The following is a 23,554-nucleotide window of genomic DNA, read 5'->3' as shown; positions in this document are numbered from 1 at the left end:
TCCTTTCGTGGATGTTTGATTCGCGCGCTCAACCCGCCACCTCTCTGAACGGATCGAGACCGAGGTCGATCAGGCGCCGCTCGCGCACGACGATTTCCGCATTGGCGGTCATGCCGTAACGCAGCGGATAACGCGTGCCGGCCACCTGGTAGTAGTCCTTGTCCAGCGTGACACGGCCTTCGTAGACCGGTTGCTTGTCCTGCGCGGATGGCTTCGTCGCCGGCGAGATATAGGCGAGCGTGCCGCTGATCAACCCGTAGCGCTGGTAAGGAAACGCGTTGAACTTCATTTTGACAGCCAGGCCGACGTGCAGAAAGGCGCGGTCGTGTTCGGAGATTTCGATCTTCAGCACGGGCCGCGCGTCTTTTGGCGCAATGCCGCCGAGCGGTGCATTCGCCTGAATCTTGTCGCCGCGCTGCGTCGACGTGACGTCGGTGATCACGCCTGAAACGGGCGCGAGAATCAGCAGAAAATTGTCTTTATCGATGTTCTCGAAACGCACCCGCGCGGCGGCATCGGCTTCGAGGCGCGCGCTTTGCAGTTGCACGCGCAGTTTGTCTTCCGCATCGGTGATGTCGCGCACCGCCTGATCGTATTGCAGTTGCAGATCGGTGCTTTGCTGGCCGCTCGTCGCCAGTTGCGCATTGGCCTGCGCGTATTCATGGCTCAGACGAAAGTCGAGCTCGGCCAGCTTCGACTGCGCGACACGGTAGGCGTTATCCGCTTCGAGCGCGGCCGTGCGTTTCTGCTCGACCTGTAATTCGGCAATGCCACCGCCGCCCGGCTGCGCGAACAGCCGCGAATAGCGATCGAGTTCCTGATTCGCCGCTTCGCGCGTGCGGCGCGCGTTGTCGAGCGAGCTGCGCGCTTCGTCGAGTTCGGCCTTCTGCCCTTCGGCAAGCTTCGTCGTGCCTTCTGAAACGCGATTCTCGTGCAAGCGCTCCTCGACTTCGAGTTGCGCCTTCAACGACGCGGCCTTGCGTTCCATCAACGCCTTCTTCTCCGGGAACTGCTTCCATTCGCGTTCGGCGTCTTCGAGCTTCACTTGTGCCTGTAACGCGTTGCTCGCTGCCTCGATCGCGCCGCGCGCATTGAGCCGCGCGAGCACGTCGCCTTTCGACACCGGCTGCCCCTCGGCGATATACAGATCCGCGAGTTCGCCGTCGATCGGCGTATAGATGCGCCGCACCTCCGATTCCGGCGCCAACGTGCCGGGCGCGCTGACGATCACATCCGCGCGGCCGACGAACGACCACAGCAAACCCGACACGACGAGCGCGACCATCGCCCAGATCAGCGCGCGCGCAAGCCGCACCGGCTCGGACGTCAGAATCGCAATGCCTTCGACGCTATGATCTTCGAGCGCCTCCGACAACGGTCTAGGGTGAGGATCGCGTTTCACTCTGATCGCCTCCAATCAACGCGAGCTTCGCTTTCAGCAGCCCAGGGTCCAGCACCATGCGCAACTCGGTCAACGAGCGGCGCTGCAAACTCGCTTCGGCTTCGATATCCGCGAGCAGGCGATCGAAGTCGGCGGGATGATCGGCCTTCAACTGCGTATAGATGCGCATGCCCTGGCGTGCCGCCGTCTGCGCCTCGCTCAGCAGACGCGCCTCGTTGCGAAAGCCCGGCGAGATGCCGGCTTCGAGCCGCTGCGTGCCGCCGATCGGGCCGTTCGCGCGGTACGCTTTCCACAGGCTTTGCGCGCGCACCAGCAGATCTTGCGCATGCGCGAGTGCCTTGTCATGCAATGCGGCCACGTCTTTCTGGATCGCCTGCACGAACCATGCGTCGGTCCGCGGATCGAGGCTCGCGTAGAACGACAGCAGACGCTGGTCGTAATCTTTCCCGTCACGCGTTTTCCGCAGATCGTTGTATTGATCGGACAACGCCTGCTTGTGCGTCGCTTCGGCCGCGAGCACATCGGACCACGGGCTCGCCGGCATCGACTGCAAATCGTTCAGCGCCTGCTGCGCGTCGCCGCGCTGCCACGCGGCATCGACCGCGTCCTGCCGTTGAACGATGTCCGGCGACGGCAAGCGCGTCGCCGCAAGCTGCTGGAATTGCGCCTGAAAAGGCGGCGTGCTGAAGCGCACCGTTTTCATCATCGCCAGCAATGACGTCAATTGACGGCTCAACGCGGCATTCAGCAACCCGGTGTATTGGCGCAAATCGTCGCGCACTCTATCGAGCCCCGCGAGCCGCGGATAACGCTGCGCGTAATCGTCGAGTACCGGCGGCAGCGCGTCGGGTTTGTCGCGCGAAAGTTCGGTATGAATTACGCCATTGAGCCGATCCATCGCGGCGACGTACACCGAATCGTCGCTTTCGAGCTTGCGCAGATGGCTGAGCGTGTGTGCGTAGGGCTCCGCGAAGACCGGCACGTAACTCGCAATCCGATCGAGCGCGCGCTGGTGACTCGCCGCGTCGTCGTCCCAGCGGTGCAGCAGACCGTTGATCGTCGCTTCGTCCGTATACATGCGGATCGGCGCGTCGACGCCGCCACGCGCCGCGACGAAGCGTTCGAGATCGCCGACCCATTGCAATTCGCCGACCAGCGACGCGGCATCGGCGTCATTTCCGCTCAACGCCCTCATGTTCTTCAGCAGCGTGTCGGCCTGGTCGAACTGCGCTTTTTGCACGGCTTCGATCCAGCCCGGCAAGTTCGCTTTCAACAACGCCTCGCTCGCGAGCGCGCTGATTTTCGTGTCCGCCGGATGCGTGGCCAGATAGCCGCGCGCCATCGTGAGGGCGCTCGAGTAATCACCGCTCGCGAGCAGGCTCTTCAACTCCCGTTCCGATGAACCGTGCAGATAAAGGCCCACGCCAAGCGCAACCACGATCGCGATACCCGCTGCGCCCCATGCCGCCGCGCGCCGCACATTGGTGCGCTCGCCGTCCGCTAACGCCTTGTGGAGTTCGCCGGCGACCATCTTCCAGCGACGCGGCTTACCTCTTGCCGCGCTGTTAGCTTTGCCGCTTCTTTCGTTCGCGCCGTCTCTCGTATCGGCGGGATGCCCCGCCTGCGCACCTTTGGCGCCCTGCGCGCCATTTGCCGTCCCTACTCCGTCACGCTTCGCGCGCGCGGAGCCCGGCTGCGCCGCTTCATTCACTTCGTCTTCGCGTTGCAGCGCCGGATCGACGCAAAAGATGTCGAGAAACGAATGCGCAGCGCCGACGAAGGTCGTCTTGTCGGCATCGGCGGCACTGTCGACAGCGGGCTGAAGAGAGAGCTGGGTCACGGTGGGTTCGACGTCGGCGGAGTCCTGTAGCGACACCCTGTAGACGAAGTGGTCGCCGCCAAATGCAACGACGTCGCCCTCCGCCAGTGCAAGCGCCGATTCGCCGGTCCGCTGTCCATTCACGAACGTGCCGTTGGTGCTGCCGAGATCCTCGACATAGAGCTCGCCGCCCTTCAGAAACAGGTGCGCATGGCGCCGGGAAATGTAATTGACCTGATGCGGATACCGGTCTTTGTAGCGCGAGAAAACCTCGTCCGTTTTACTGACCAGAAATGGAAAAGCCAGCACGTCGACCGGTTGCAGACCCAGGTCATCGCGCTGCGGCACCAGCAATAGATGAATGAGGGGAGAAGCGCTTCCACCCGTGACGACGCGCGCGCGCGGCTCGATGCCGACGCGATAGCGCAATTCACCGCCAAAGCAGAGTTCATCGCCGGCGCGTACACGCGCGGGGGTTTGTCGCACCGCGATGCCGTTGACCGTCGTGCCGTTCTTGCTGCCGAGATCGGCAACATAAATCGCGCCATGCTCGATGAAAACGCGCGCATGTCGGCGCGAGAGCGCGGCGGTCCATGGTGCGGGATAGTCGCTGAACGGCGCTTCGATGCGGCCGATGGCGAACAGGTTGTCGACGATGCGAATGGCGTCGAGCGCGGGGCGCTGCGCGCAGGCAACCGGTGACAACACCACGTCGAAGGCAGCGTCCACTGTCACGCGCATTTCAGCAATCGGAGCTTCGCCGGTGGCCATTTTATCTGGATCGCTAAGCGTTTACCTGCCGCGGCGGGAACGCGGGGCGAACTGGACGAAGGACAACGGCGCAACGATATTGTCGTGAAGAGCCACGCAAACGCTGACCCCTAAAGGATTGTAAGTCACGCATCGAGAGTGTCAATTTGGATATCGCCGGATGAGAAGACCGCGGATAAGCCGTCAGCCGACGAAATACCCGCGCGGTACGCCAACTCGTGGATTAGCTCAATGTTTCGTTACTTCTCTTTGACCTGCGCTTGCACGTCGACACCGGGCCATCCGCCGCCGAGCGCCTTATAAAGCGTTACCGTGTCGGACAGAATCAATTGGTGGTTTTCCAGCAACGCCTGTTGCGCCTCCAGCAAGGTCCGCTCGTCTTCGAATACTTCGAGCTGCGAGACGACGCCAAGGCGCAGTTGCGACTGGATCTGATCAGCGACGATCTGCAGGCGCGACACCTGCTGCAGCAATTCCGCGTGCTGCGCCTTATGGGCACTCAGATTGACGAGCGCGTTCTCCACTTCCTCGAACGCGCCCATCACGGCCACGCGATATTGCTGCTCGGCGACTTTCGATTGCGCCTCGGTCACCTTCACATGTGCGCGCACGCCCGGATCGAACAGCGGAAAATTGATGCTCGGCATCAGGCCGAACGTGAACGACTTCAGCAACTGGTTAAGCGCGTAACTTGCCGTGCCGCCTTGCGCGGTGAGGCCGATGCTCGGCAATTGCGCGAGCTTCGACTGACCGACGAGGTCATAGGCCTCGAGCACCCTGAATTCGGCCGCCACCACGTCGGGGCGGCGCGACAGCAATTGCGCGGGCAAACCATCGGGCACGCCCGGCAATTTCACGCGCTCCTGCAAATGGCCCTGCGGCACATGGAATTCGCCGGCCGGCACGCCGAGCAACGTGCATAGCGCGTTGTCGGAGACCGCCCGCGATCGGCGCAGATCATAGAGATCGTTGGTGAGCCGGTTGATCTCCGCCTGCTGGCGCAACACCTGCGTTTGCGGCACGAGCCCATTGCGCGCCTGGCCTTCGTAGATCGCCAGGATTTGCTTGTTCGTGGCGATGGTCTTTTGCTGCTGTGCGATCTGGTCGTCGAATTGCAGGATCTGGAAATAGGTACTGGCCACATTCGCGACGAGTTCGAGATATCCCGCGCGCCAATCCGCCTCGCTCGCGTGGAATTCGGCCTTTTGCGCCTGCACGCCTTTTTCGACCTTGCCCCAGATGTCGATGTCCCAGTTCACCTGCAGCGCGAGGTTGTACGTCTTCGTCAAAGGCTGGCCAGTCGTCTTCGTGTAGTCGGCGCCGGCACCGAGGTCCGCCGTCGGCAATGCGGCCGCGCCTGTCTCGCTGATCTGCGTGTGCGCGACTTCGATACGCGCGGCCAGCACCCGGATATCGAAGTTGCCGTCGATCGCCTTGTCGATCAGCGTATCGAGGTACGGATCCTGGAAGCCCTTCCACCAGTCGCGCTCGATCGTCTCCGCGGCCGATACCGGCGCGCCATTGCGATCCGACCACGATGTCTTGGCCGGCGTGTCCGGGCGTCGATAAGCCGGCATGCTGACGTCGACGCACGCGCTCACTGCCAAAGCGCACATCGTTGCCGCGCAGATCCCGCGCAGTACACGGGCTATGCGGCGAGGCGTCCTGGCTTCAGCAGGAACCCGCTGAAGGTCCAGCGAATCACACGACGAATCGAACGATGATTCCGGCAATGCTGACACGGTGGTCTCCAGTTGCACCCGCCTGTTTCGCGCGAGATGCCCGGTTTTTCAGCCCGAGCCGCTTCCGCGCGGCTTCGGCAATGAAGCGGCGGAAAAGTCGATGCGGGGAGCGGCGGATACGCGAAGGATGCGTGGAAAGGACGATTGGATTAGCGGTCTTTTGAGCGATGCGCCTGTTGGGGCACGCACACGCGGCCGCCCGGGCCGCGTGTGCGCCGCTCACTACCCGTTGTTGACGTTGCTCGAGTAAATGGTCGGTTGGATGTAGGTGGCCGTACCGCTGACTAGCGCCGAGTCGTTGCCGTTAGCGCTCTGGATGTTCATTTCCGTGTTGATCATCTGCGTCGTGGAGACGTTCTTGATGCTGCTCGGCGCATAGACGGGCGCATAGCTGAGGTACGACGGCATCGAATAGTAGCCGTTGCCACCGCGCACGGCGCTCATCGCCTTGCTGTCGAGTTGTTCGGTGTTGGACAGGTCCTTGATCATCAGCGTGTTCATGGCAAATCTCCTGGGAGTGGGAAAGCGCATCGTGGTGCGTCGGGTTCGAGCAACTTGTCTGCTCGGGCGCTACTGATGCATGGGCTATGCCAGGAGTGCCTTGCTTTCGTCATTCGCGTCCTGAACGCCTTGTAGCAAAGGCCAGGAAGATCGCACCCGCTGTCCCGACGCTGACGAGCGGCACAGCGAGACGAGTGAATGGTGGATCGCAGCCAACAGCGCGCGCGACATTGTTGGCTGCTCGATGACAGTCAGCGCGCGATCACCGTGATCTTCTTCGAATAGACCGGCGGGTTGTGCGGCATATGCATGTCGTCGCCCATCAACAGCTGCAGCGTATGCTTGCCCGGCGGCAATGAAATCATCGTTTCCGTTTCGCCCGCGCCGAAATGCAGATGATGGCGATCCGAGGGTATCTCCTGATCCATCGGCGGCAGATCGGTATCGATCAGAAGATGATGGTGGCCTGTGTTCGGGTACTTCACGCCTTTCGGCGCGACCCCCATGAAACGCAGACCGAACCACACGCGAAACGGTTTATTGGCGGGCACCACCTGGCCATCGTTCGGATAGCCGATATACGCGTAAGCGCCGGGCGGCGACGGCGTCGCTGCCCACGCGCCCTGCGGCGCGGTCGATACCGTCAGCGCCGCTGCGACGAATGCCGCGGCCGCAATGATCTTCTTCATCAGGACTCTCCGTTCCGGCTTGACCGGTTCGAACGAACGGACCGCGTTAGTTCTTTAGCACGGTGATGGTGATCTTCTTCGAATACACGGGCGGTACGTGCGGCACGTGATTATGGTCGCCGAGAATCAGCTGCAGCGTGTGCTTGCCGGGCGGCAACTCGATGCGCGCGTCGGTTTCGCCCGCGCCGAAATGCAGGTGCTGGCGATCCGATGGAATCTCCTGATCGAGCGCGGGCAAATCCGTGTCGATCAGAAGATGATGGTGGCCGGTATTCGGAAACGCGACGCCCTTCGGACACACGCCCATATTGCGCAGCCCCATGCGCACCCACAGCTTGCCGCCGTGAATCACCGCGCCATCCGACGGCCAGATGATGTACTCCTCGGCCCCCGGCGGAGACGGCGTCTGCTCGGCGCGCGCAACGCCGCCAGTGCCGATACCGAGGCAGACCGCGACGAGCGTCGCGCACACCGCCGCGCGTAATCCGCCGCGATGCGCTTGCGCCGGATCACGACTGCCGAAAAGAAAGGAAACACGGGTTCTTCGCATAGCGCACTCTCCCGAACAGGAGTCATGGCTGGGGCCCGGCTATCGATGACAATCCGGGTGTTCGAGCGGCATGTCGCGGGTCGAAACCGGCAGGCAGCCCACCTAGTTAAAACGACCGAGTGACGTGACTTTCTGAATCAGCTTAGGACGTAACTTGCCAAAAAGATACGCAATGCTCGTTAACCGTATGACGCGTTAAGGACTCCCGGACAGTTGTGACGCAAAGCGCGTGCTATCGTTAATAAAGAGCGCGGGCAGCGCGAGCCTGGTGCACGAATGCCTGAACTCTGTCCGGTACAAACGGGATATAAAGATGTGGCGACGATTCCTGCTGGTGTGCATGGTTGGGGCAATCCAGGCGCAGTGGGACGGTGCCGGTGCCGCGACGCAACGTGAAAGCATCGAGCCGAGCCCGGCTTGGGTAGCGAGTCATCCGGCGCGGCCGGCGGACACCGCTTTGCTCCTTTCACCCTTTGCTTCGTCACGCGACGACACGCATTCGCGGCGTGTCGCGCTCGTGATCGGAAATGGCGAGTACGGTGACGCCACTAACCCGATCCGCGCCAACGCGCCGCGCGACGCCGAATCGATCGGCGCTGCGCTCCGTGCGCGTGGCTTCGAAGTCATCACGCGCACGAATGCTACGCCGCCGCAAATGCGCGCTGCCATCGACGAATTTCAACGACGATTGCAAACAGGCGATATCGGAGTGTTCTATTTCGCCGGACACGGCATGCAGGTAGGCGCACAAACGCTGCTTTTGCCGGTGGGACTCGATGCGCGAGGCGATATCCGCGCGCCGGTGTCGCTACTGAATAACGGCGTCGATCTGAATACCGTTTTGCATGCGATGCAATCCGCCCGTGCCGGCCGGCTCAATCTCGTGATTCTCGATACGTGCCTCGACAATCCATTTGCCCCCGCCGCGGTTGCGATCGATAAACCGAGGATCGCTGCCAACACCGTGATTGCCTATGCAACCGCACCGGGCGGTTTCGCGGCGGACGGTCCGCGGCATGGCGTCTATACCGATGCCTTGCTGCAAGCGCTCAACGACGCCGACGCATCGTCTCGATCGCTCGCCGCGCTGTTCCGACAGGTCGGCGCCGAAGTACGCGCCGCTACACGCGGAACGCAGCAACCCTGGCTCTCTGTCGCGCGGTCATCCATTCCCACAAGTGGCGAAGGCGCTATCGAGTCGTCGAATACATCAGAGCGTCGGGCCATCACGCCGCGCAGTCGCGGCATCATGCCCAAGGAAAGCGGCGAACAATACGAAATCACGTTCTGGGATTCGATCAAGGACAGCAACTACCCAGCCGATTACGAGGCTTATCTGAAGGCCTATCCGAATGGCCGCTTCGCCACACTCGCGCATGCGCGTATCGATCGATTGCGCGCGGCGGCATCGACTCCCGCGGTGAGTGCCGCGCCGGCTGCACCGCCAGCCGCGCCCGCGACGCAGAGCGGTCACGTCGCGCCACCCACGCCGCCTGCCCAGGTCATGCATCCCGCGACGCAAGCCAGCGCAGCCGCGCCGCCGCCGCGCCCCGCTGCCGCGCCATTCGCCGAAAAGACCGTCGCCCATCCACCGACGGCCGGTGAAATCCGCGACTGCGCGGCCTGTCCGGTCATGGTCGCGGTACCCGCCGGCTCGTTCGCAATGGGCAGCAATACCGACGATCCGTCGGAAAAGCCCGTGCATCACGTGAGCATTGGCGCGCCCTTCGCGATCGGTAAATTCCCCGTGACGGTCGAGCAATGGAATGCGTGCGTCGCCGCCGGCGCCTGCCAGAAGCTGACGCCGGAGAGCAATAGCATCAAGACCGCACCCGCGCGTGATCTCAGTTGGGACGACGCGCAGCAGTACGTCAAGTGGCTCGCCAAAACGACCGGCAAACCGTACCGTCTGCCGACCGAAGCCGAATGGGAATACGCGGACCGCGCCGGCACCACGACCGCGTACTGGTGGGGCGAGCAGATGCGCAAGGGCAACGCCAATTGCAAGGACTGCGGCGACCCGTGGCACAAGGAAGGCCCGGAAAACGTCGGCACGTTCGCCGCGAATCCGCTGGGTCTGTACGACATGAACGGCGGCGTCTGGGAGTGGACCGCCGACTGCTGGCACAACACCTATCAGGGCGCGCCCGTCGATGGCCACGCGTGGGACTCGCCCGGCTGCGAGATGCGCGCGATTCGCGGCGGCTCATGGCGCGAAGGCGGCGACTACATGCTCAGCGCGACGCGCTTCAAATACAGCGCGGGCGTGCGCCAATCGCAGAACGGTTTTCGCGTCGTCAAGGATCTGCACTAAAAGCCGTGTCGATTGGCTCCCTGACGGATCATCGCGTCGCGGGTTTGGTCGTAATCGGGGCGAAGTCCGCCAACAGGCGATCCTGCCCGTATTGACCGCCAATCTGCTTGAGCCGGGTCTCGAGCGCGCGCAGATAAACAGCGCGCGCTTCGCTTTCCGGGCGCAGCTTGTCGAACAGCGGCACCGGCGTCACCACCAGCACCACCATTTCCGAGCCGAACGGCTTCGATACGGTCCAATCGCCCGCATTGCTGCCGATCGTGTACGGACCGCCGTTCGCCTGCATCTGATTGTCCGGCCACAGACGACTGGGCACCATGTGCACGACGTGGCCGTCTAGCTGGTAGTAGTCGACGGTCGCAAAGGAATCGAACGGCGGCGCTTTCAGGTCGACCACCAGCGAGTTGCTCTCGGTCAGAAAACCGCTTGGCGGACGCATCTGCAGCGACGCCACGCGCCCCGCCTGCCAGTTGCGCACCAGAAACGGCGCGAGCGTTTTGACGAAGTCGCATTTATCGTCGGCGAGCGGCCGCACGTCTAGCGAAACCGTATCGACGCCAGGCAGCGCCGCCAACGTCTCCTTCAGATGCGCGGCACCGTATCGCTGCGACAGGAAACCGCGTACCGTCAGTGCGTGGTCCTGCACCGCGCCCGATAGAGCCGAACAGGGCACCTGGGCAAGCGTGGGCGTGATCGCGGCGAGCGTCAACGCGGGCTTTGGCGCGGGCGCCGGCGTTGTCTGCGCGACATTCGTTGCAGGCGCGACAGCGGACGCCCCAGCCGCCCGATCGACCTGATCGCCCTGCGATCGCGCCGCCTCGGTTGGCGCGGCTTGGTGCCGGCTGGACCCCGAGCGAAAAGCGAACACGCCCACGGTGACCGCGCACACGACGGCGAGGCCTGCGAGCCCTACCCACGCGAGCGTCCCGGACTTCTCCGCGCGCGCTTCATTGTCGAACTCGGCGATAAAGCGCACGACGCTCGGTATCCGCGTATTGCGATCGAACGACAATGCGGCACGCAACGCGCGCCACTGTCGCGCATCGAGATTCGCCGGACGCTGCGGCTTGAAATCGGCATTGCGCGCCTGCGTGGCCGACAGGCGATCGAACGGATGATGTCCCGTCAGCAGCTCGTACGTGATGCAGCCAAGCGCGTAGATATCGTCGCGCGGGTCCGGCTCGCGATGCTCGATCATCTCCGGGCTCGCATAGGCCGGCGTCAACGCGCCGAGACTGCCGGGATCGAACACCGTCGCGTCGCTCTCCTCTTCAGGCCGCTGGAATACGCGCGCGATGCCGAAGTCGATCACTTTCACTTCGGCATTCGTGGTCAAAAACACGTTCGCGGGTTTGAAATCGCAATGGACGAAGCCGCGCTCGTGCGCGTACGCGAGCGCCGCGCACATGCCGCGCACGATCGGCAGCGCGGCCCGCACCGGCATGCCCTGATAGCCCGGCGTGCGCAGCAGCTGGCTCAGGGGCTTGCCGCTCAGGTACTCCATCGTCAGATAGACGATCGGCCCGTCGCGGTCGAAGTCGTAGACGGTGATGATGTTGCGATGCGCGAGTACCTGCGCCTTGCGCGCCTCGCGCTGCAGCGCGACCAGCGAATTCGGATTGCCGCGAAACTGGACGTTCAGCACCTTGATCGCGAGATAGGGCTTGCGATCCGACGCTTCGAGCTTGCGCAGATCGAGCGCCTTGTACACGGTGCCCATGCCGCCCACGCCGAGGCACTCCTCGAGCACGAAGCGGTTGTTCAGCGTATCGCCGATGCCTTTGATGGTCTCGTGCGCGGCGCTTCCGGCAGTACTCGCGGCGCCCGCACTGCCAGCGCTCGACGACCGCAGCGACGGTAGATCGACCGAGGTCTGGATGCCGGTTTCCTCGCCACCCGCCGCGACGTTCGACACGCGCAGCAGCTCGATGCGCCGCCGCACTTCCAGATAGAGATCGTCGGGCAACGGCGACCGATGATGCGCGGCGTACAGCGTCTCCAGCAGCCGCGTCGGACCGAGTTGCTCGGTCGCCAACGCGCTGTCGAGCTGCGCGACGAACTCGTCACGCGATAGCTCGCCGCTCTGGAAGTCGAGAATCACACGCGCAAGGCTAGCCATTTGTGCGAAGCACCGCCGTTGCCGCTGGACCGTGTCGCATGCGACCGACGCCACGCGGGTCGATAGAAAACCTGTCGTATCCAGTTACATGTGCCGTTTCGATACTAGCTCCCGGTCCGCGCTTTCGCAAACCAGGCAAACCAGGCATGAGCCGCGCGCCGCGCCGCGTGCTGGCTCGCGCAATGTCGTGCGCCATCCAACAGGGTCCGCCGCGATGTCGGACGGCGGCCACCGCTCCGAGTGCGTCAGCGTGCTTCGAGCTGACCGGCACGGTGGTCCCTCCACGCGCAAAACCCTTATACGACTGGGCTTCGCCGATTTCCTCAGGATCCTTGATTAATACTGGCACAGCCTGTGCATTAGTGATGTCCGAGCAAACGAATTGCTCGAAACCACTCGCAACACTGCGAACACTTCTTTCAGGAGACTCACCATGAAAACGCTGATGATCAAAGACCTGTCCGTCACCGAACAACTCGACAGCAAAGCCATGCAAGCCGTACGCGGCGGCTTCGGCCCGAGCAAGTACAACAGCTTCGCCCCGGTTTATGCGCCGACCAGCGTCAAGAACACCAGCACCACGCAACTGATCAGTAACGAACTGAACTTCCAGAACGCCAACGGCAACGATGTTGCGCTCGCCACCGGCATCACGTCGGACTTCTCGCCGTATATCAATTCGAGCAACAGCAACCACTAATAGTGCGTGGTGCGGCGAGGCGCCCGCAGCCGCGGGCCGCTTCGCCGCGAGCCATTCATGTCCGCTTTCCGTACGTCTTTGGAGAAACGCCATGTCATCCCTCATGATTCGCGATCTGTCCGGCACGCGCGAACTCGACCGCCGGGCCATGTCCGGGATCGCCGGCGGCACCGGCAGCAACGTGCCCATGCCCTCGGGCCTTGGTGGTCTCGGCAGCCTTGCCGGCATCGCCAACGTCAACGTCAACGTCAACGTCAACGTCACTCAGAATCTGGCTCAGCAGCAAATCGTCAACGTCGCAGCGCTCAATGACATCGGTTCGATCGGCCCAGGCGTCGCGCTGCCGCTGAAGCTGAAAGTCGACCCTATCCTGTCGGGCGCCAATTACTCCGCCGTGTAAGCCGGGGCAGCAGCGGGGGACTGGGGGTTCCTTCACTGCCGCGGCAACACCATGGCCATGCGCGCCGCGAATGGATTTCCTATACTGATAGTGCGTTGAGACCTCAGCACAACGAATGACACGCCGAACACATTCCGAGCACGGCGGCCGGCACCCGAACGGGTCTGGCCGCCGGAGCGTCTTTCTGGAGCCATCATGGCCAAGCTGAGCATCAAGGATCTGACCGAAAGCGTCGAACTGGACCGCGAGGCGATGGCCGCGATCGTCGGCGGCGCCCGTGTCGGCGCGCGCTCGAGTCTCGCCGCGCCGCTGGTGCCGGCCGCGATGCGCGTCGTCGAGTACCCGCCGGGCTTTCCGGCCGCGCATCTGCGTATCGCGGAAGCAGCTTCGCCGCGTAGACGCCAGCGCCGCTAGCATTCCTCGCCGGGGCGTTTCACCATCACGGCACGCGCATATGGCGCGTGCCGTTTCTGTTTGCGCTTGCGATTGAGTGTTGGACGCCTGAGTTCGCCGCGCGCGACGCTGCGCTGCGCCCCAACCATTCGCTCGTGACTCGTGGGACGCGCGCAAACACATCGACGCGCAATCGCGATCGTGTTCAGTGCGATTCAACGCGGCTATCGCGCGGATCCTTGCCAGGCTTCGCATCGCGGCCCCCGCTCCATGTTGCGGCGCACGTTCCCTCACATTGGCATAGGCCTTGCAGAAATCGATGCGGGCGCCGCACTGTGCTCGCCTTTCCACGTCAAGGAGAAATGCCATGAAAGCCACTGTGATCATCAAAGACCTGCCGCCCGGCGCGGGCGAGCCATCCGACGAGAAAACGCTGACCGCCGAACAGATGAAGACGCTGCGCGGCGGCCGCTCGGTAGTCGTCAAGGTGGACGGTGGCGGCACGGGTACCGTCGACGATTGGGACATCAACACCGCGATCTTCGAAGGCCGCATCAGCGGAACCTATCTATAGGACGCGCGACGTGTCCGCAATTGGAAAAACGGCACCCGGCTCAGGTTTTGAGCGCGACAGGTGCCGTTTCAATTGGCTCGAGAATCTCCGCACGTGCCGCGCGCCGTCCCGGTGATCTGATTAAAGGATCGACCTTGGGCACAAGGTTTGCTGCCTGGGGATTACCCTGCGGCCTTGTGGCCAACGTAGATAAAGCAGGTCTCTCTCAACCAGGCGGAGGTCATAACATGCTAGGAACCATTCTTCTAATCGTGCTGATTCTGCTGCTGATCGGCGCATTTCCAGCGTGGCCACACAGCCGATCGTGGGGCTATGGTCCGACCGGTGGACTCGGCATCGTACTGATCGTGGTGATCGTTCTGCTGGTTGCCGGTGTGATATAGACCACGCGTAGTGGACTGGAACATGAGGCGGGCCGCCGTCTATCCGCGCGATGTCGCGCGCCGGTAGTTGGCGGCTTCGCTTTTTCGTCGTTGCCGAAGCACTCGATGGAAAAGTTACTGGCCAATCAGATCGCGCTTATTACCGGCGCGAGTTCGGAATCGGCTATGGCATCGATATGGCTAAAGCCGATACGCGGACCATCGGCGTTGCCGTCGATCGATTGCTCGAATAGATCGACATCTTCGAGCCAGGCACGCTGCCTGCTGAAACTCCTGCGTATTCGAACTCCAATACGAAAGGAGATGACATCATGCCTTACCTACTTGGCTGGCTGCTCGGCGTTCCAGTGATCGTACTGATCATCCTGTACCTCATTTTCCATTGATATCGCGCGGTACAGACGATAAGGATGACGTTGTTCCCGCGGCGGCGGTATGCGGATCGTTTCATGGTCAGCGTACCGCCGCCATCAGCGTGCCCATCCCTACCAGCAAGCTCCCCATCAGACGGTTCACGATGCGCAGCCGCGTCGGCCGCTGTAGAACCGTACGCAGACGGTGCGGGAAGATTGCCGCCGATGCCACGCCCAACGCGAATATCAGCGCAAAAGTACTGCCCAGCAAAAGGTACTGATGATTGGCCGACCAAGGCGCTTCATTCGACGAGGTACTGATGGGACAGAACCGGTGAAGCCGCAAACGTGCCGTATCTCCATTGTCTGAAGCCTCGAAAACGAAGGGTATATCCGCGGCTATGTCGCATTGCTCGATCAGCAAAAACAAGATCGCAGGCATTCGCCATAGCCGCTCGATGTTCGCGCTGCGCTGCATGAAGAGCATTCCGTCAATCGCAATCTGATTGACGAGACTGCGCGCGCTTCAATGCGCGGCCCGCGAGGCGGCAATGATCGCGTCGGCCACGGCCTGCGGCTGGCTCAGCATCGCGACATGGCTCGTGGCGACGCGCGTGATCTTCGCGTCGATGTGTTTCGCCATCTCCAGTTGCAAGGACGGATCGATCATGCGGTCGCGGCCCGACACCACGAAGTACGACGGCTTGCCATGCCACGCGGCGTTCGTCACCTTGTCGTCGATACAGCCAGCGGCCCAAGGCTGCTGGGTCGCCGCGATCAGGCGCTTTTGCGGCAGCGGCAGATCCTGCGCGAAATCGTCCAGCACCGCCTGGGTCGATAGCGTCAGATAACCCGCCGAGTCCTTGCGCAATTCGCTCGCCCAGACTGGCGCGGGTTGGTCCTTCGTGATGTCGGCAATGGACTGACCGTTGTCCGGCGCAAATGCCGCGACGTACACGAGGCTCTTCACCTTGTCGTCGTTGCCGGCCTCGCTGACCACCACGCCGCCCCATGAATGGCCGACCAGAATCACAGGCCCGTTCTGCTGCGCGATCACGCGCCGGGTTGCCGCCACGTCGTCGGCGAGCGAGCTCAGCGGATTCTGCACGGCCACCACGTGCAGGCCGCGCGCTTCGAGCAATGGGATCACTTTGTCCCAGCTGGACCCGTCAGCGAAAGCGCCGTGTACGAGAACGACGTTCTTGCCCTTCAGGTCATCGGACGGCGCGGCCTGCGCGGACTCCGTGGCCTGCAACGCGAACAGTCCGCCCAGCAACAGAACGGAACCCAGAATTTTTTTCAGCACCGTGGTCATCGTTTTTGTCTCGACAGGTGAGTTAAACAAGGAGTCCGCGCGTCGACGTGAGCCGATGCACGCGGACGGCCTGCTCATTTGCATCGATCACGAATGCGCGTAGATGGAACCGAGGCCGACGATGTGGGAGCCGTCGTACACGCGATCCGCCGCCGCACGCTTCATCGGCACGTGCGAGCCCGAAGCGGAACTGCCGTTCGCGACGCCACCGAAGGCGGGCGCGTCATGGCCCGCGCTGATGCGCGCCTCGGCCGCTTCGATGTTCTGCGGGTATTGCGTGTTGTCGCTGGCCGGGTTGTAGCCGGCCTTTTCCAGCTGGACCAGTTCCGCGCGGACTTCGGCACGTGTGAGTGCCTGTTGCGGTTGCGATTGCGCGAACGAAACGACGGGAACGGCGACGAGTGCGGCGACGATCAGCGATTGAACGAGTTTCATGAGTCTTCTCCGGGTATCGAACCATCAGGGATAAGGATTGAGCGGGACGCGAAGCCATCGACGCGGATACACTGTGACGTCCCGCCTGTTTCACACGCAACGTTGTGAATCAACCTTGCGTGAAGACATTAGAACGCTCCAACGTATCTGCAATGTTTTCGTCACCCCCCATTTCTGCAAGCGTGTTTGTCCGCGTATGCCGTTGATACATTGCGATACCAAAACCCACTTCCGAACCTGCCGAGCAGGGCCGGCGTCGCATGCGTCGTGCGGGTCGCAGGGGGGTTGCAAACAGCCCGCTCATGAAAAAACCCCAGCAGCCGTACGTTCGACTGCTGGGGTTCCGTTCAGAAGAAGCCGGCGCGCGCCGGCTCCATCAAAGGCGGGTGACGTCGAGAATCGCATCCGCAAAGGCTTTCGGCGCTTCCTGCGGCAGGTTATGGCCGATGCCGCCGCTGATTTTGCGGTGCTGATACTTGCCGGTAAACTTCTTCGCGTATGCTGCGGGCTCGGGATGCGCGGCGCCGTTCGCATCGCCTTCGAGTGTGATGGTCGGCACCGCGATCGTCGGTCCGGAGGCGAGGCGCTTTTCGAGTTCGTCGTATTGCGGCTCGCCCTGCGCGAGTCCCAGACGCCAGCGATAGTTGTGAATCACCACGGCAACATGGTCCGGGTTATTGAACGATTCGGCGGAGCGCTCGAACGTGGCGTCGTCGAAATTCCATTTCGGCGAGGCGGTATGCCAGATCAGCTTGTTGAAGTCATGACGGTTCGCTTCATAGCCCGCGCGGCCGCGCTCCGTGGCGAAATAGAACTGATACCACCACGCCAGCTCGGCCTTCGGCGGCAACGGCGCGCGGTTCGCGTCCTGGCTGCCGATCAGATAGCCGCTCACCGACACCATCGCCTTCACGCGTTGCGGCCACAGCGCGGCGACGATGTTCACCGTGCGCGCACCCCAGTCGAAGCCGCCGAGCACGGCCTTGTCGATTTTCAGCGCGTCCATCAGGTTGATGATGTCGACCGCGACCACCGCCTGTTGACCGTTGCGCGGCGTATCCGCCGACAGAAAACGCGTGCCGCCGTAGCCGCGCAGGTAAGGCACGATCACGCGATAACCGGCCGCCGTCAGCAACGGCGTCACTTCGGCGAAGCTGTAGATGTCGTAAGGCCAGCCATGCAGCAGAATGACCACCGGTCCGTTCTGCGGGCCCGCTTCCGCGTAGCTGACGTTCAGCGTGCCCGCATTGATCGAGCGAATCTTCTCGAACGACGCCACGCGCGCGCCCGCTTTCGCATTGCCGGCCGCGTCGGCCGATTGCGCATGCGCGAGCCCGCCCAGTCCCAATTCGAGCAGGCTGATACCGGCAACCGCCGTTCCGAGAAAGCGGCGGCGGCGACTATTGATCTGATCCGACATGGTTGTTCTCCTTCAAGCAAAGGCTTTGATACGGAATTGATCGGGTCCGCTCGCGCGCGATATCGCACAGCCGCATGCGGGCACCGTGCAGGCAGAGCAGACTTCAATGGCAATCTGAAACGAATCGAACGAGACGGGTAGAACGAATCTGAAACCGGAGATGCCTTGACGACTGAACCACTGGCTTACCGCTGTCGCACCGCTTGAGATGGATAGTGACAGCGCAAGCCTTCATCAGCAAGAGCAACTAAGTTCACAAATCGTTGCCTTGTGGGCAACACATTAACCGCAATCGACAAATCACATGCGCGAGATCAACCAGCAACGCCTTCGCTACTTCAACGAGGTGCTCACGCACGGCACCATCCGCGGCGCCGCCGAAAGCATCAATACGTCACCCTCCGTGATCACGCGGCAGATCAAGCTGCTCGAGGACGAACTCGGCGCGGTGCTGTTCGAGCGGCAGCCGCGCGGAGTCAGGCCGACCGAAGCGGCCACGCATCTGCTCGAATTCTGGCGCGGCTACCGTTCGCAGCAGGAGAAGCTCGAAGATCAATTGCATGCGTTGAAAGGCCTGCAGCGAGGGCAGATCCGGCTCGCGGTCAGCGAAGGCTTCGTCGATACGCTGGTCGACGATGTGCTCGCGCCATTCTGCGTCCAATATCCAGAACTCGAAATCGGCCTCGATGCTCGCGGTCGACGCGATCCAGGAAGAAGTCGCCGAAAGTCGTGCGCATATCGGGCTTGCGTACAATCCGCCGCCTCATGCGCGCCTCGAGCATCGCGCGAGTTCGCCGCAGCCGGTCGTGTTGTTGCTAAGAAGCGACCATCCGCTCGCGAAGCGCAAGCGACCCGCGACGCTCGACGACCTGCGCGCGTGGCCGCTCGCGTTGATGCCACCCACCTTTGGGATCGGTCATGTCGTCAAGATGACGGAACTCGCCGAAAACGTGTCGATTCCCGCGACGCTGACCACCAACTCACTGAGCGCATTGAAGCGCTTCGTGACGGTCGACAACTTCATGACGCTGATCGGCGAATTCGCTGCCTACCGCGAAATCGCGAGTGGCGAATTGACGACGATACCGATCGCGCATCCGCTGTTTTCCGGCGCGCAGGCGCGTGTGCTCGTCAAGACCGGCCGGCCGCTCGCACCGGGACCTCTCGAATTGCTGCGCTGGATCGAGGAGCGTATGCCGATGTTCTCCACGTCCAGCGCAAATAGCGTCGCAGCCGCGACCGGAACCGCGGTGCGTAAGCGCAGGGCGCGCTGATCCAGCGTTCGGCTACCGCCGCCTTGCCCCCCGCGCGCATCGGTTGCTCAACCGATTTGTGTCGCAATGTATCCGCGCCATACGCAGACACACTACATTGCAAGCGCGCCTGACCCCGACATAAACCAGATACGTGCGGGCGTTCCAATACGGCCATCCCAGCCAACGGAACGCCCATCATGCACAGTACTCTCGAAACTCCGCTCGCCCTGCTCGCCGGGCTGCTGACGATTGCCTCTCCCTGCGTGCTGCCGGTGATGCCGATCCTGCTCGGCACTTCCGTCGAACGACCGAGCCGCACGCGGCCACTGTTCATCGTCGCCGGCTTCATTCTGACTTTCGCGTCTTTCGCGCTGCTATTGGGCGCGGTGTCGAGCACCGTGCACGTCGCGCAACAGGTACTGCGCAATACCGGCATCGCGTTGCTCGCACTGTCCGGGCTTCTGCGTATCTGGCCGCGACCTTACGACTGGCTCGTCGCGCAACTGCAAGGGCCGCTCGAGCGCATCGGCGCGGCCATTGCGCCAGCTACGCAACCCGGCAGCGGCAACGCGGGCGGCTTCGTGCTCGGCATGTCGCTCGGCGCGGTATGGACGCCCTGCGCCGGCCCCGTGCTCGCGTCGATTCTGGTGCTCGTCGTGAAGGCTCAGGATCTCGGTTGGTCGGCTCTGCTGCTCACGCTGTATGCGATCGGTGCGGCGATTCCGATGCTCGCGATCATCTACGGCGGCCATTACGTGACGCGTCATGTCCGTGTGGTCTCACGTCACGCGGAGCGCCTGCAACAGGTATTCGGCGTACTGGTGATGCTGACCGCCCTCGCCATCTATTTGCAGTACGACGTGCTGCTGTACGCGCGGCTCGCCGGTCTTTTCCCTTCACTCAAAGGACTTTGACATGACTACCCGCTTGAAAACCTTCGCACTGTCCACCGCGTTTGCCGCCTGCGCGTTGATCGCGACGAGTACGGTCGCCATCGCCGCGCCGCCGGAAAGCGGCTCGCCCGCACCCGAGCTCACAGGCATCACGCAATGGCTCAATAGCGAGCCGCTCAAATTGCAGCAATTGCGCGGCAAAGTGGTACTCGTCGACTTCTGGACCTATAGCTGCATCAATTGCGCCAACACGCTGCCTTACGTAAAAAGCTGGAACCAGAAGTACAAGGATCAGGGGCTCACGGTGATCGGCGTGCATACGCCGGAATATCCGTTCGAACGCGACACCGGCAACGTGAAGACCGCGCTGAAACGGCTCGGTATCAGCTATCCGGTTGCGCAGGACAACCAGTACGCCACCTGGAATGCCTATAACAACCAGTACTGGCCCGCGTTCTATCTGATCGACAAGCAAGGTCATATCGTCTACACGCACTTTGGAGAAGGCGCCTATGCGCAGACCGAAGCCAGGATTCAGGCGCTGCTCGCGCAGAAGAATTGACGAAGCGCTTGCTGACTCGTAGAACGGGAAAGCCCGCTGCACCCACGCGATCGGGTGCAGCGGGCCTTCGTTTTTGGCGGACGACTAAAAGAGGTAATTGGCAAAAAGGCCGTACGTAATCTGACTCGTCTTTTCGGTGATGGGGCTGTCGGTCGCGTCGCCGCGCAGCCACGCGAACGACACGCTCGCGCCAACGTTCCAACGCGTTGCGATCCGATAAACCCCGTTGACTGAAAAGCGCAACTGGTTCAAACCGGAGCTGGCCGAGTAGGTCGGCAATCCCGAGCGCGCGCTCTGCTCGGAATTCACGCCAAAATAGGTTTCGTTGTATTTGTCGCTTCCCCACGTCAGGCCCGGGCCTGCGCTGAGCGTCAGTTGCGCAATGGGTTGATAGCGTCCCAACAGATCGAAAGTCGCGACGGTGCCGCGATCGTTGCCGGCAATATCGGTCAAAACGCTCGCGCGCGCCGTGACGAACTCCCACGTATAAACACCGAACAGCTCCGCGTGCGCGGTGCGTTTGACGTCGCCGAGTCCGTGCAGCCGCGAGTCGTCGGACTCGCTGCGCGGTTCGATGAAATCGTAGGTCAACGCCGCGCCGACGCGCCAGTTACTATCACGATACAGATATGCGCCCAGCGATAGCACCGAGCCCGCGTCTGGATTCGCGCCGATAAAGAAGCGGTCGTAATTCACGCTCACCGACGGCACCGCCTCCCATTTCGTGCCACTCGCGCCCGGAAATTTCGGCATGTTCACGACCCCTGCGCCAACCGCAAAGCGCCACGGGCTCGCGCTCGCGCCAGGCGCCTGCGTCACTTCCGGCGCGCCGATGGAGAACAGGCTTTCCGACAAACCGAGCGTATCGTCGGCCATCGCGGTGACGGCAAACAGCGACAAGCCGGCCCCCGCCAGCACCTTGAGCATACGCGGCTTTGACACATCGATCATTTCTGTTTCTCCGTGAAAAATTAAAAAAGACTGAATGCGACTTTTCCGATCCCGGCATTCATGGAGTGGCGGCGAAATTGTGAAATAGTTGAGTTTCTAATTGCAGCGGCGTTAAAAGAATGACCGATCGCCTCGCTCGATAATCGCGATGATAGAAAATACGTTTGTAATAGCCGATGCATCCGCTCTATTGGGACGTTTGTTTGGCGCATCTCCCCCCCAAGCAGGGTAGGGAATCGTGCCTTATTTCGGGGGATTCACTTACAGAATACGTGGCGTGAGCATAGCCCGATCTTTTCGCCCGTCGCAAGCATATTTTTCTAATTACATGCTGCAACCGCGTAATCGAGTAATAGATGCAATTTCAATGCTTGTATCAAGCGACGCGGAATTTGCCATCCTCGTTCGTAGGCGATAATCTGTGCGGGCTTGACTTTCGCGTCGCCAGGTGTGAAATGTAGTCAGATGGCGGCTTTCGATGCACGGTGATCTACGTTACAGGTGAGCTATGCCTTCAGGAAAGTACATCGGCGATAAAGCAGTCAGTGCGTCGTTTTCATGTCTTTGTGACAAGTCTCAAGCGCAGTATGCCAACCGCCGTATCAGTGCCGATCTGTCGCGGCGCGGCTTCGTCACCGGTCTCGCCGCTTCGATGCTGAGCCTGGTTCTGCCCGGTCTTGGCAATGCTCAAACCACCCAACCGCCAGCACCGCCGGACAAGCCGGTGCTGTTCACGAACTTCCGCTTGTTCGATGGCAAATCGTCGACGTTGCGTGACGGTCTCTATATGGTTGTCGAGGGTGACAGCATCAGCCAGTTGGGTCGGGGTCAACCGGCTTCGATCGACGGCAAAACGCTCGTCGATTGCGGTGGCAAGGTGATGATGCCCGGCATGATCGACATGCACTGGCACGCGCTGCTCGCGGCAGTGCCGATTCAGGTCATCCTTCAATCCGACATTGCTTTCGTTCATCTTGCGGCAAGCGCTGAAGCCGAACGTACGTTACTGCGCGGCTTCACAACGATACGCGACGCGGGCGGCCCGTCATTCGCGCTGAAGCAGGCAATCGATAGCGGCATGATTTCCGGGCCGCGAATCTATCCGTCCGGCGCGATGATCACGACCACCGGGGGTCACGGCGATTTTCGTGCGCTGAGCGATCTGCCGCGCGCCGGCAACCAGGTCACCCAACTGGAACGGGACGGTGGCTTCGCGATCGCCGACAGCGAAGACGAAGTCCGCTTGCGGGTGCGCGAGCAGTTCATTCAGGGCGCGACGCAGATCAAGCTGGTCGGAGCCGGTGGGGTATCGACGCCGCGCAGCCCGCTCGACATGCTCACGTTTACCGAAAAGCAGTTGCGCGCGGCCGTCGAAACAGCGGCCGACTGGGGCACCTATATCCTCTCGCATGCGTACACGTCCGAAGCGGTTCAGCGCTCCGTTGCGGCAGGCGTGCAGTGCATCGAGCACGGTCATCTGATGGACGACAGGACTGCGGCGTTGATGGCGAAGAACGGCACGTGGTTGAGCACGCAGCCGTTCGTCAACGAAGACGACGCGGGTCCGCTCGCCCCACCGATCCGCGAAAAATTTCTTCAGGTGATCGCGGGCACCGACAGGGTTTTCAAACTCGCGCGCAAGCATGGCATCAAGGTCGCGTTCGGCACGGACCTGATCTTTTCGCAGGCCGTGGCCGCACGGCAAGGCACGATGCTCACGCATATGAAGGCGTGGTATAGCGCAACCGAAGCATTGGGCATCGCAACGGGCACCAATGGCCAGCTACTCGCGCTGTCCGGGCACCGCAATCCGTACCCGCGCAAGCTCGGTGTACTCGAGGAAGGTGCGTACGCCGATCTGCTGCTCGTCGACGGCAATCCGCTCGAGAATCTCGACCTGATCGCGAACCCGGAGCAGAACCTGCGCATCGTGATGAAGGATGGAAAGTTCTACAAGAACACGCTGAAAGCGTAATCAACAATTCAGGCGGGCGCGCAACCTGGCGCGCCCG

Annotated in this window: 21 protein-coding genes and 3 pseudogenes; 12 read left to right on the top strand and 12 right to left on the bottom strand. The window is 62.1% G+C overall.

Annotated elements, in window-relative coordinates:
* Positions 1-28: 28 nt before the first annotated feature.
* The 6 genes from OKW27_RS09845 to OKW27_RS09820 form a co-directional block, all read right to left on the bottom strand.
* The gene (locus tag OKW27_RS09845; protein ID WP_429333347.1) at positions 29-1,402 is read right to left on the bottom strand and encodes an HlyD family efflux transporter periplasmic adaptor subunit; all 1,374 of its coding nucleotides are present in this window, start codon (positions 1,400-1,402) and stop codon (positions 29-31) included.
* Positions 1,380-3,992 carry an FHA domain-containing protein gene (locus tag OKW27_RS09840; RefSeq protein WP_429333346.1) on the bottom strand — a complete coding sequence of 871 codons (2,613 nt, stop codon included), beginning with the start codon at positions 3,990-3,992 and terminating at the stop codon, positions 1,380-1,382. Before OKW27_RS09840 ends, OKW27_RS09845 begins: the two co-directional genes overlap by 23 nt.
* Before the next feature lie 239 nt (positions 3,993-4,231).
* Positions 4,232-5,608: an efflux transporter outer membrane subunit gene (locus OKW27_RS09835; RefSeq protein WP_429333345.1), complete on the bottom strand. Its 1,377-nt coding sequence runs from the start codon at positions 5,606-5,608 to the stop codon at positions 4,232-4,234.
* Positions 5,609-5,956: 348 nt separating this feature from the next.
* On the bottom strand, positions 5,957-6,235 hold the full coding sequence (locus tag OKW27_RS09830; RefSeq protein ID WP_090807581.1) for a hypothetical protein: 279 nt from the start codon (positions 6,233-6,235) through the stop codon (positions 5,957-5,959).
* Positions 6,236-6,486: 251 nt separating this feature from the next.
* Positions 6,487-6,924, bottom strand: coding sequence for a DUF4399 domain-containing protein (locus OKW27_RS09825; RefSeq protein ID WP_090807583.1), 438 nt, complete (start codon positions 6,922-6,924; stop codon positions 6,487-6,489).
* Between the two features lie 46 nt (positions 6,925-6,970).
* Complete coding sequence (locus OKW27_RS09820) at positions 6,971-7,474, bottom strand: DUF4399 domain-containing protein (protein WP_429333344.1); 504 nt, start codon at positions 7,472-7,474, stop codon at positions 6,971-6,973.
* A 313-nt stretch (positions 7,475-7,787) separates the two neighbouring features.
* On the opposite strand from OKW27_RS09820, the pseudogene OKW27_RS09815 reads away from it, so the two are divergent.
* Positions 7,788-8,618: pseudogene (locus OKW27_RS09815) on the top strand (caspase family protein); the annotation flags it as partial.
* Positions 8,619-8,723: 105 nt separating this feature from the next.
* On the top strand, positions 8,724-9,788 hold the full coding sequence (locus OKW27_RS09810) for a formylglycine-generating enzyme family protein (RefSeq protein ID WP_425199376.1): 1,065 nt from the start codon (positions 8,724-8,726) through the stop codon (positions 9,786-9,788).
* A 28-nt stretch (positions 9,789-9,816) separates the two neighbouring features.
* On the opposite strand, the gene OKW27_RS09805 is transcribed toward OKW27_RS09810, so the two are convergent.
* A complete protein-coding gene (locus OKW27_RS09805) occupies positions 9,817-11,907 on the bottom strand; it encodes a protein kinase domain-containing protein (protein ID WP_429333343.1) in 2,091 nt (696 codons plus the stop codon).
* 433 nt (positions 11,908-12,340) lie between these two features.
* Here OKW27_RS09805 and OKW27_RS09800 point away from each other — a divergent pair, with 433 nt between their 5' ends.
* The 5 genes from OKW27_RS09800 to OKW27_RS09780 all read left to right on the top strand — a co-directional run bounded on the left by OKW27_RS09800 (position 12,341) and on the right by OKW27_RS09780 (position 14,357).
* The gene (locus tag OKW27_RS09800) at positions 12,341-12,607 is read left to right on the top strand and encodes a hypothetical protein (protein ID WP_429333342.1); all 267 of its coding nucleotides are present in this window, start codon (positions 12,341-12,343) and stop codon (positions 12,605-12,607) included.
* Positions 12,608-12,698: 91 nt separating this feature from the next.
* A complete protein-coding gene (locus OKW27_RS09795; protein ID WP_429333341.1) occupies positions 12,699-13,007 on the top strand; it encodes a hypothetical protein in 309 nt (102 codons plus the stop codon).
* Positions 13,008-13,202: 195 nt separating this feature from the next.
* Positions 13,203-13,421, top strand: coding sequence for a hypothetical protein (locus OKW27_RS09790; RefSeq protein WP_184005151.1), 219 nt, complete (start codon positions 13,203-13,205; stop codon positions 13,419-13,421).
* A gap of 346 nt (positions 13,422-13,767) precedes the next feature.
* Positions 13,768-13,974, top strand: coding sequence for a hypothetical protein (locus OKW27_RS09785; RefSeq protein WP_090807594.1), 207 nt, complete (start codon positions 13,768-13,770; stop codon positions 13,972-13,974).
* A gap of 227 nt (positions 13,975-14,201) precedes the next feature.
* Entirely contained in the window at positions 14,202-14,357 is a 156-nt protein-coding gene (locus OKW27_RS09780; protein ID WP_018423731.1) for a DUF3309 family protein, read from the top strand.
* Positions 14,358-14,810: 453 nt separating this feature from the next.
* Here the strand turns inward: OKW27_RS09780 and OKW27_RS09775 are convergent, their stop codons facing one another.
* The gene (locus OKW27_RS09775) at positions 14,811-14,981 is read right to left on the bottom strand and encodes a hypothetical protein (RefSeq protein ID WP_410452386.1); all 171 of its coding nucleotides are present in this window, start codon (positions 14,979-14,981) and stop codon (positions 14,811-14,813) included.
* A gap of 157 nt (positions 14,982-15,138) precedes the next feature.
* Here OKW27_RS09775 and OKW27_RS09770 point away from each other — a divergent pair.
* A pseudogene (locus tag OKW27_RS09770) lies at positions 15,139-15,216 on the top strand (AsnC family transcriptional regulator); the annotation flags it as partial.
* Positions 15,217-15,236: 20 nt separating this feature from the next.
* Here the strand turns inward: OKW27_RS09770 and OKW27_RS09765 are convergent.
* The 3 genes from OKW27_RS09765 to OKW27_RS09755 all read right to left on the bottom strand — a co-directional run bounded on the left by OKW27_RS09765 (position 15,237) and on the right by OKW27_RS09755 (position 17,880).
* On the bottom strand, positions 15,237-16,025 hold the full coding sequence (locus OKW27_RS09765; protein ID WP_090807595.1) for an alpha/beta fold hydrolase: 789 nt from the start codon (positions 16,023-16,025) through the stop codon (positions 15,237-15,239).
* An 87-nt stretch (positions 16,026-16,112) separates the two neighbouring features.
* Positions 16,113-16,460, bottom strand: a complete 348-nt coding sequence (locus OKW27_RS09760) for a DUF4148 domain-containing protein (protein ID WP_429333340.1) — start codon at positions 16,458-16,460, stop codon at positions 16,113-16,115.
* 376 nt (positions 16,461-16,836) lie between these two features.
* Complete coding sequence (locus tag OKW27_RS09755) at positions 16,837-17,880, bottom strand: alpha/beta fold hydrolase (RefSeq protein WP_429333339.1); 1,044 nt, start codon at positions 17,878-17,880, stop codon at positions 16,837-16,839.
* Positions 17,881-18,184: 304 nt separating this feature from the next.
* Between OKW27_RS09755 and OKW27_RS09750 the strand changes: the two are divergent.
* From OKW27_RS09750 to OKW27_RS09740, 3 genes and pseudogenes are all read left to right on the top strand, one after another.
* A pseudogene (locus OKW27_RS09750) lies at positions 18,185-19,154 on the top strand (LysR family transcriptional regulator).
* A gap of 179 nt (positions 19,155-19,333) precedes the next feature.
* Positions 19,334-20,050, top strand: a complete 717-nt coding sequence (locus OKW27_RS09745; RefSeq protein ID WP_090807599.1) for a cytochrome c biogenesis CcdA family protein — start codon at positions 19,334-19,336, stop codon at positions 20,048-20,050.
* A gap of 1 nt (position 20,051) precedes the next feature.
* Positions 20,052-20,591: a thioredoxin family protein gene (locus OKW27_RS09740; protein ID WP_184061592.1), complete on the top strand. Its 540-nt coding sequence runs from the start codon at positions 20,052-20,054 to the stop codon at positions 20,589-20,591.
* 84 nt (positions 20,592-20,675) lie between these two features.
* On the opposite strand, the gene OKW27_RS09735 is transcribed toward OKW27_RS09740, so the two are convergent.
* Positions 20,676-21,542 carry a MipA/OmpV family protein gene (locus OKW27_RS09735; protein ID WP_090807601.1) on the bottom strand — a complete coding sequence of 289 codons (867 nt, stop codon included), beginning with the start codon at positions 21,540-21,542 and terminating at the stop codon, positions 20,676-20,678.
* A gap of 508 nt (positions 21,543-22,050) precedes the next feature.
* Between OKW27_RS09735 and OKW27_RS09730 the strand changes: the two genes are divergently transcribed.
* Positions 22,051-23,517, top strand: a complete 1,467-nt coding sequence (locus tag OKW27_RS09730; protein ID WP_429333338.1) for an amidohydrolase family protein — start codon at positions 22,051-22,053, stop codon at positions 23,515-23,517.
* Positions 23,518-23,554 lie beyond the last annotated feature (37 nt).

The sequence above is a fragment of the Paraburkholderia sp. 35.1 genome, from assembly GCF_050436525.1.
Taxonomy (GTDB): domain Bacteria; phylum Pseudomonadota; class Gammaproteobacteria; order Burkholderiales; family Burkholderiaceae; genus Paraburkholderia; species Paraburkholderia tuberum.
This window is presented reverse-complemented; position numbering and strand designations above follow the sequence as displayed.

What these genes read in the sequence shown, in the direction of transcription:
- OKW27_RS09785 (WP_090807594.1), top strand. Translation starts at nt 13,768, where the DNA reads ATGAAAGCCACTGTGATCATCAAAGACCTGCCGCCCGGCGCGGGCGAG.
- OKW27_RS09840 (WP_429333346.1), bottom strand. Translation starts at nt 3,992, where the DNA reads ATGGCCACCGGCGAAGCTCCGATTGCTGAAATGCGCGTGACAGTGGAC.
- OKW27_RS09730 (WP_429333338.1), top strand. Translation starts at nt 22,051, where the DNA reads ATGCCTTCAGGAAAGTACATCGGCGATAAAGCAGTCAGTGCGTCGTTT.
- OKW27_RS09805 (WP_429333343.1), bottom strand. Translation starts at nt 11,907, where the DNA reads ATGGCTAGCCTTGCGCGTGTGATTCTCGACTTCCAGAGCGGCGAGCTA.
- OKW27_RS09790 (WP_184005151.1), top strand. Translation starts at nt 13,203, where the DNA reads ATGGCCAAGCTGAGCATCAAGGATCTGACCGAAAGCGTCGAACTGGAC.
- OKW27_RS09835 (WP_429333345.1), bottom strand. Translation starts at nt 5,608, where the DNA reads ATGTGCGCTTTGGCAGTGAGCGCGTGCGTCGACGTCAGCATGCCGGCT.
- OKW27_RS09795 (WP_429333341.1), top strand. Translation starts at nt 12,699, where the DNA reads ATGTCATCCCTCATGATTCGCGATCTGTCCGGCACGCGCGAACTCGAC.
- OKW27_RS09810 (WP_425199376.1), top strand. Translation starts at nt 8,724, where the DNA reads ATGCCCAAGGAAAGCGGCGAACAATACGAAATCACGTTCTGGGATTCG.
- OKW27_RS09760 (WP_429333340.1), bottom strand. Translation starts at nt 16,460, where the DNA reads ATGAAACTCGTTCAATCGCTGATCGTCGCCGCACTCGTCGCCGTTCCC.
- OKW27_RS09780 (WP_018423731.1), top strand. Translation starts at nt 14,202, where the DNA reads ATGCTAGGAACCATTCTTCTAATCGTGCTGATTCTGCTGCTGATCGGC.
- OKW27_RS09745 (WP_090807599.1), top strand. Translation starts at nt 19,334, where the DNA reads ATGCACAGTACTCTCGAAACTCCGCTCGCCCTGCTCGCCGGGCTGCTG.
- OKW27_RS09800 (WP_429333342.1), top strand. Translation starts at nt 12,341, where the DNA reads ATGAAAACGCTGATGATCAAAGACCTGTCCGTCACCGAACAACTCGAC.
- OKW27_RS09735 (WP_090807601.1), bottom strand. Translation starts at nt 21,542, where the DNA reads ATGATCGATGTGTCAAAGCCGCGTATGCTCAAGGTGCTGGCGGGGGCC.
- OKW27_RS09825 (WP_090807583.1), bottom strand. Translation starts at nt 6,924, where the DNA reads ATGAAGAAGATCATTGCGGCCGCGGCATTCGTCGCAGCGGCGCTGACG.
- OKW27_RS09765 (WP_090807595.1), bottom strand. Translation starts at nt 16,025, where the DNA reads ATGACCACGGTGCTGAAAAAAATTCTGGGTTCCGTTCTGTTGCTGGGC.
- OKW27_RS09820 (WP_429333344.1), bottom strand. Translation starts at nt 7,474, where the DNA reads ATGCGAAGAACCCGTGTTTCCTTTCTTTTCGGCAGTCGTGATCCGGCG.
- OKW27_RS09830 (WP_090807581.1), bottom strand. Translation starts at nt 6,235, where the DNA reads ATGAACACGCTGATGATCAAGGACCTGTCCAACACCGAACAACTCGAC.
- OKW27_RS09740 (WP_184061592.1), top strand. Translation starts at nt 20,052, where the DNA reads ATGACTACCCGCTTGAAAACCTTCGCACTGTCCACCGCGTTTGCCGCC.
- OKW27_RS09755 (WP_429333339.1), bottom strand. Translation starts at nt 17,880, where the DNA reads ATGTCGGATCAGATCAATAGTCGCCGCCGCCGCTTTCTCGGAACGGCG.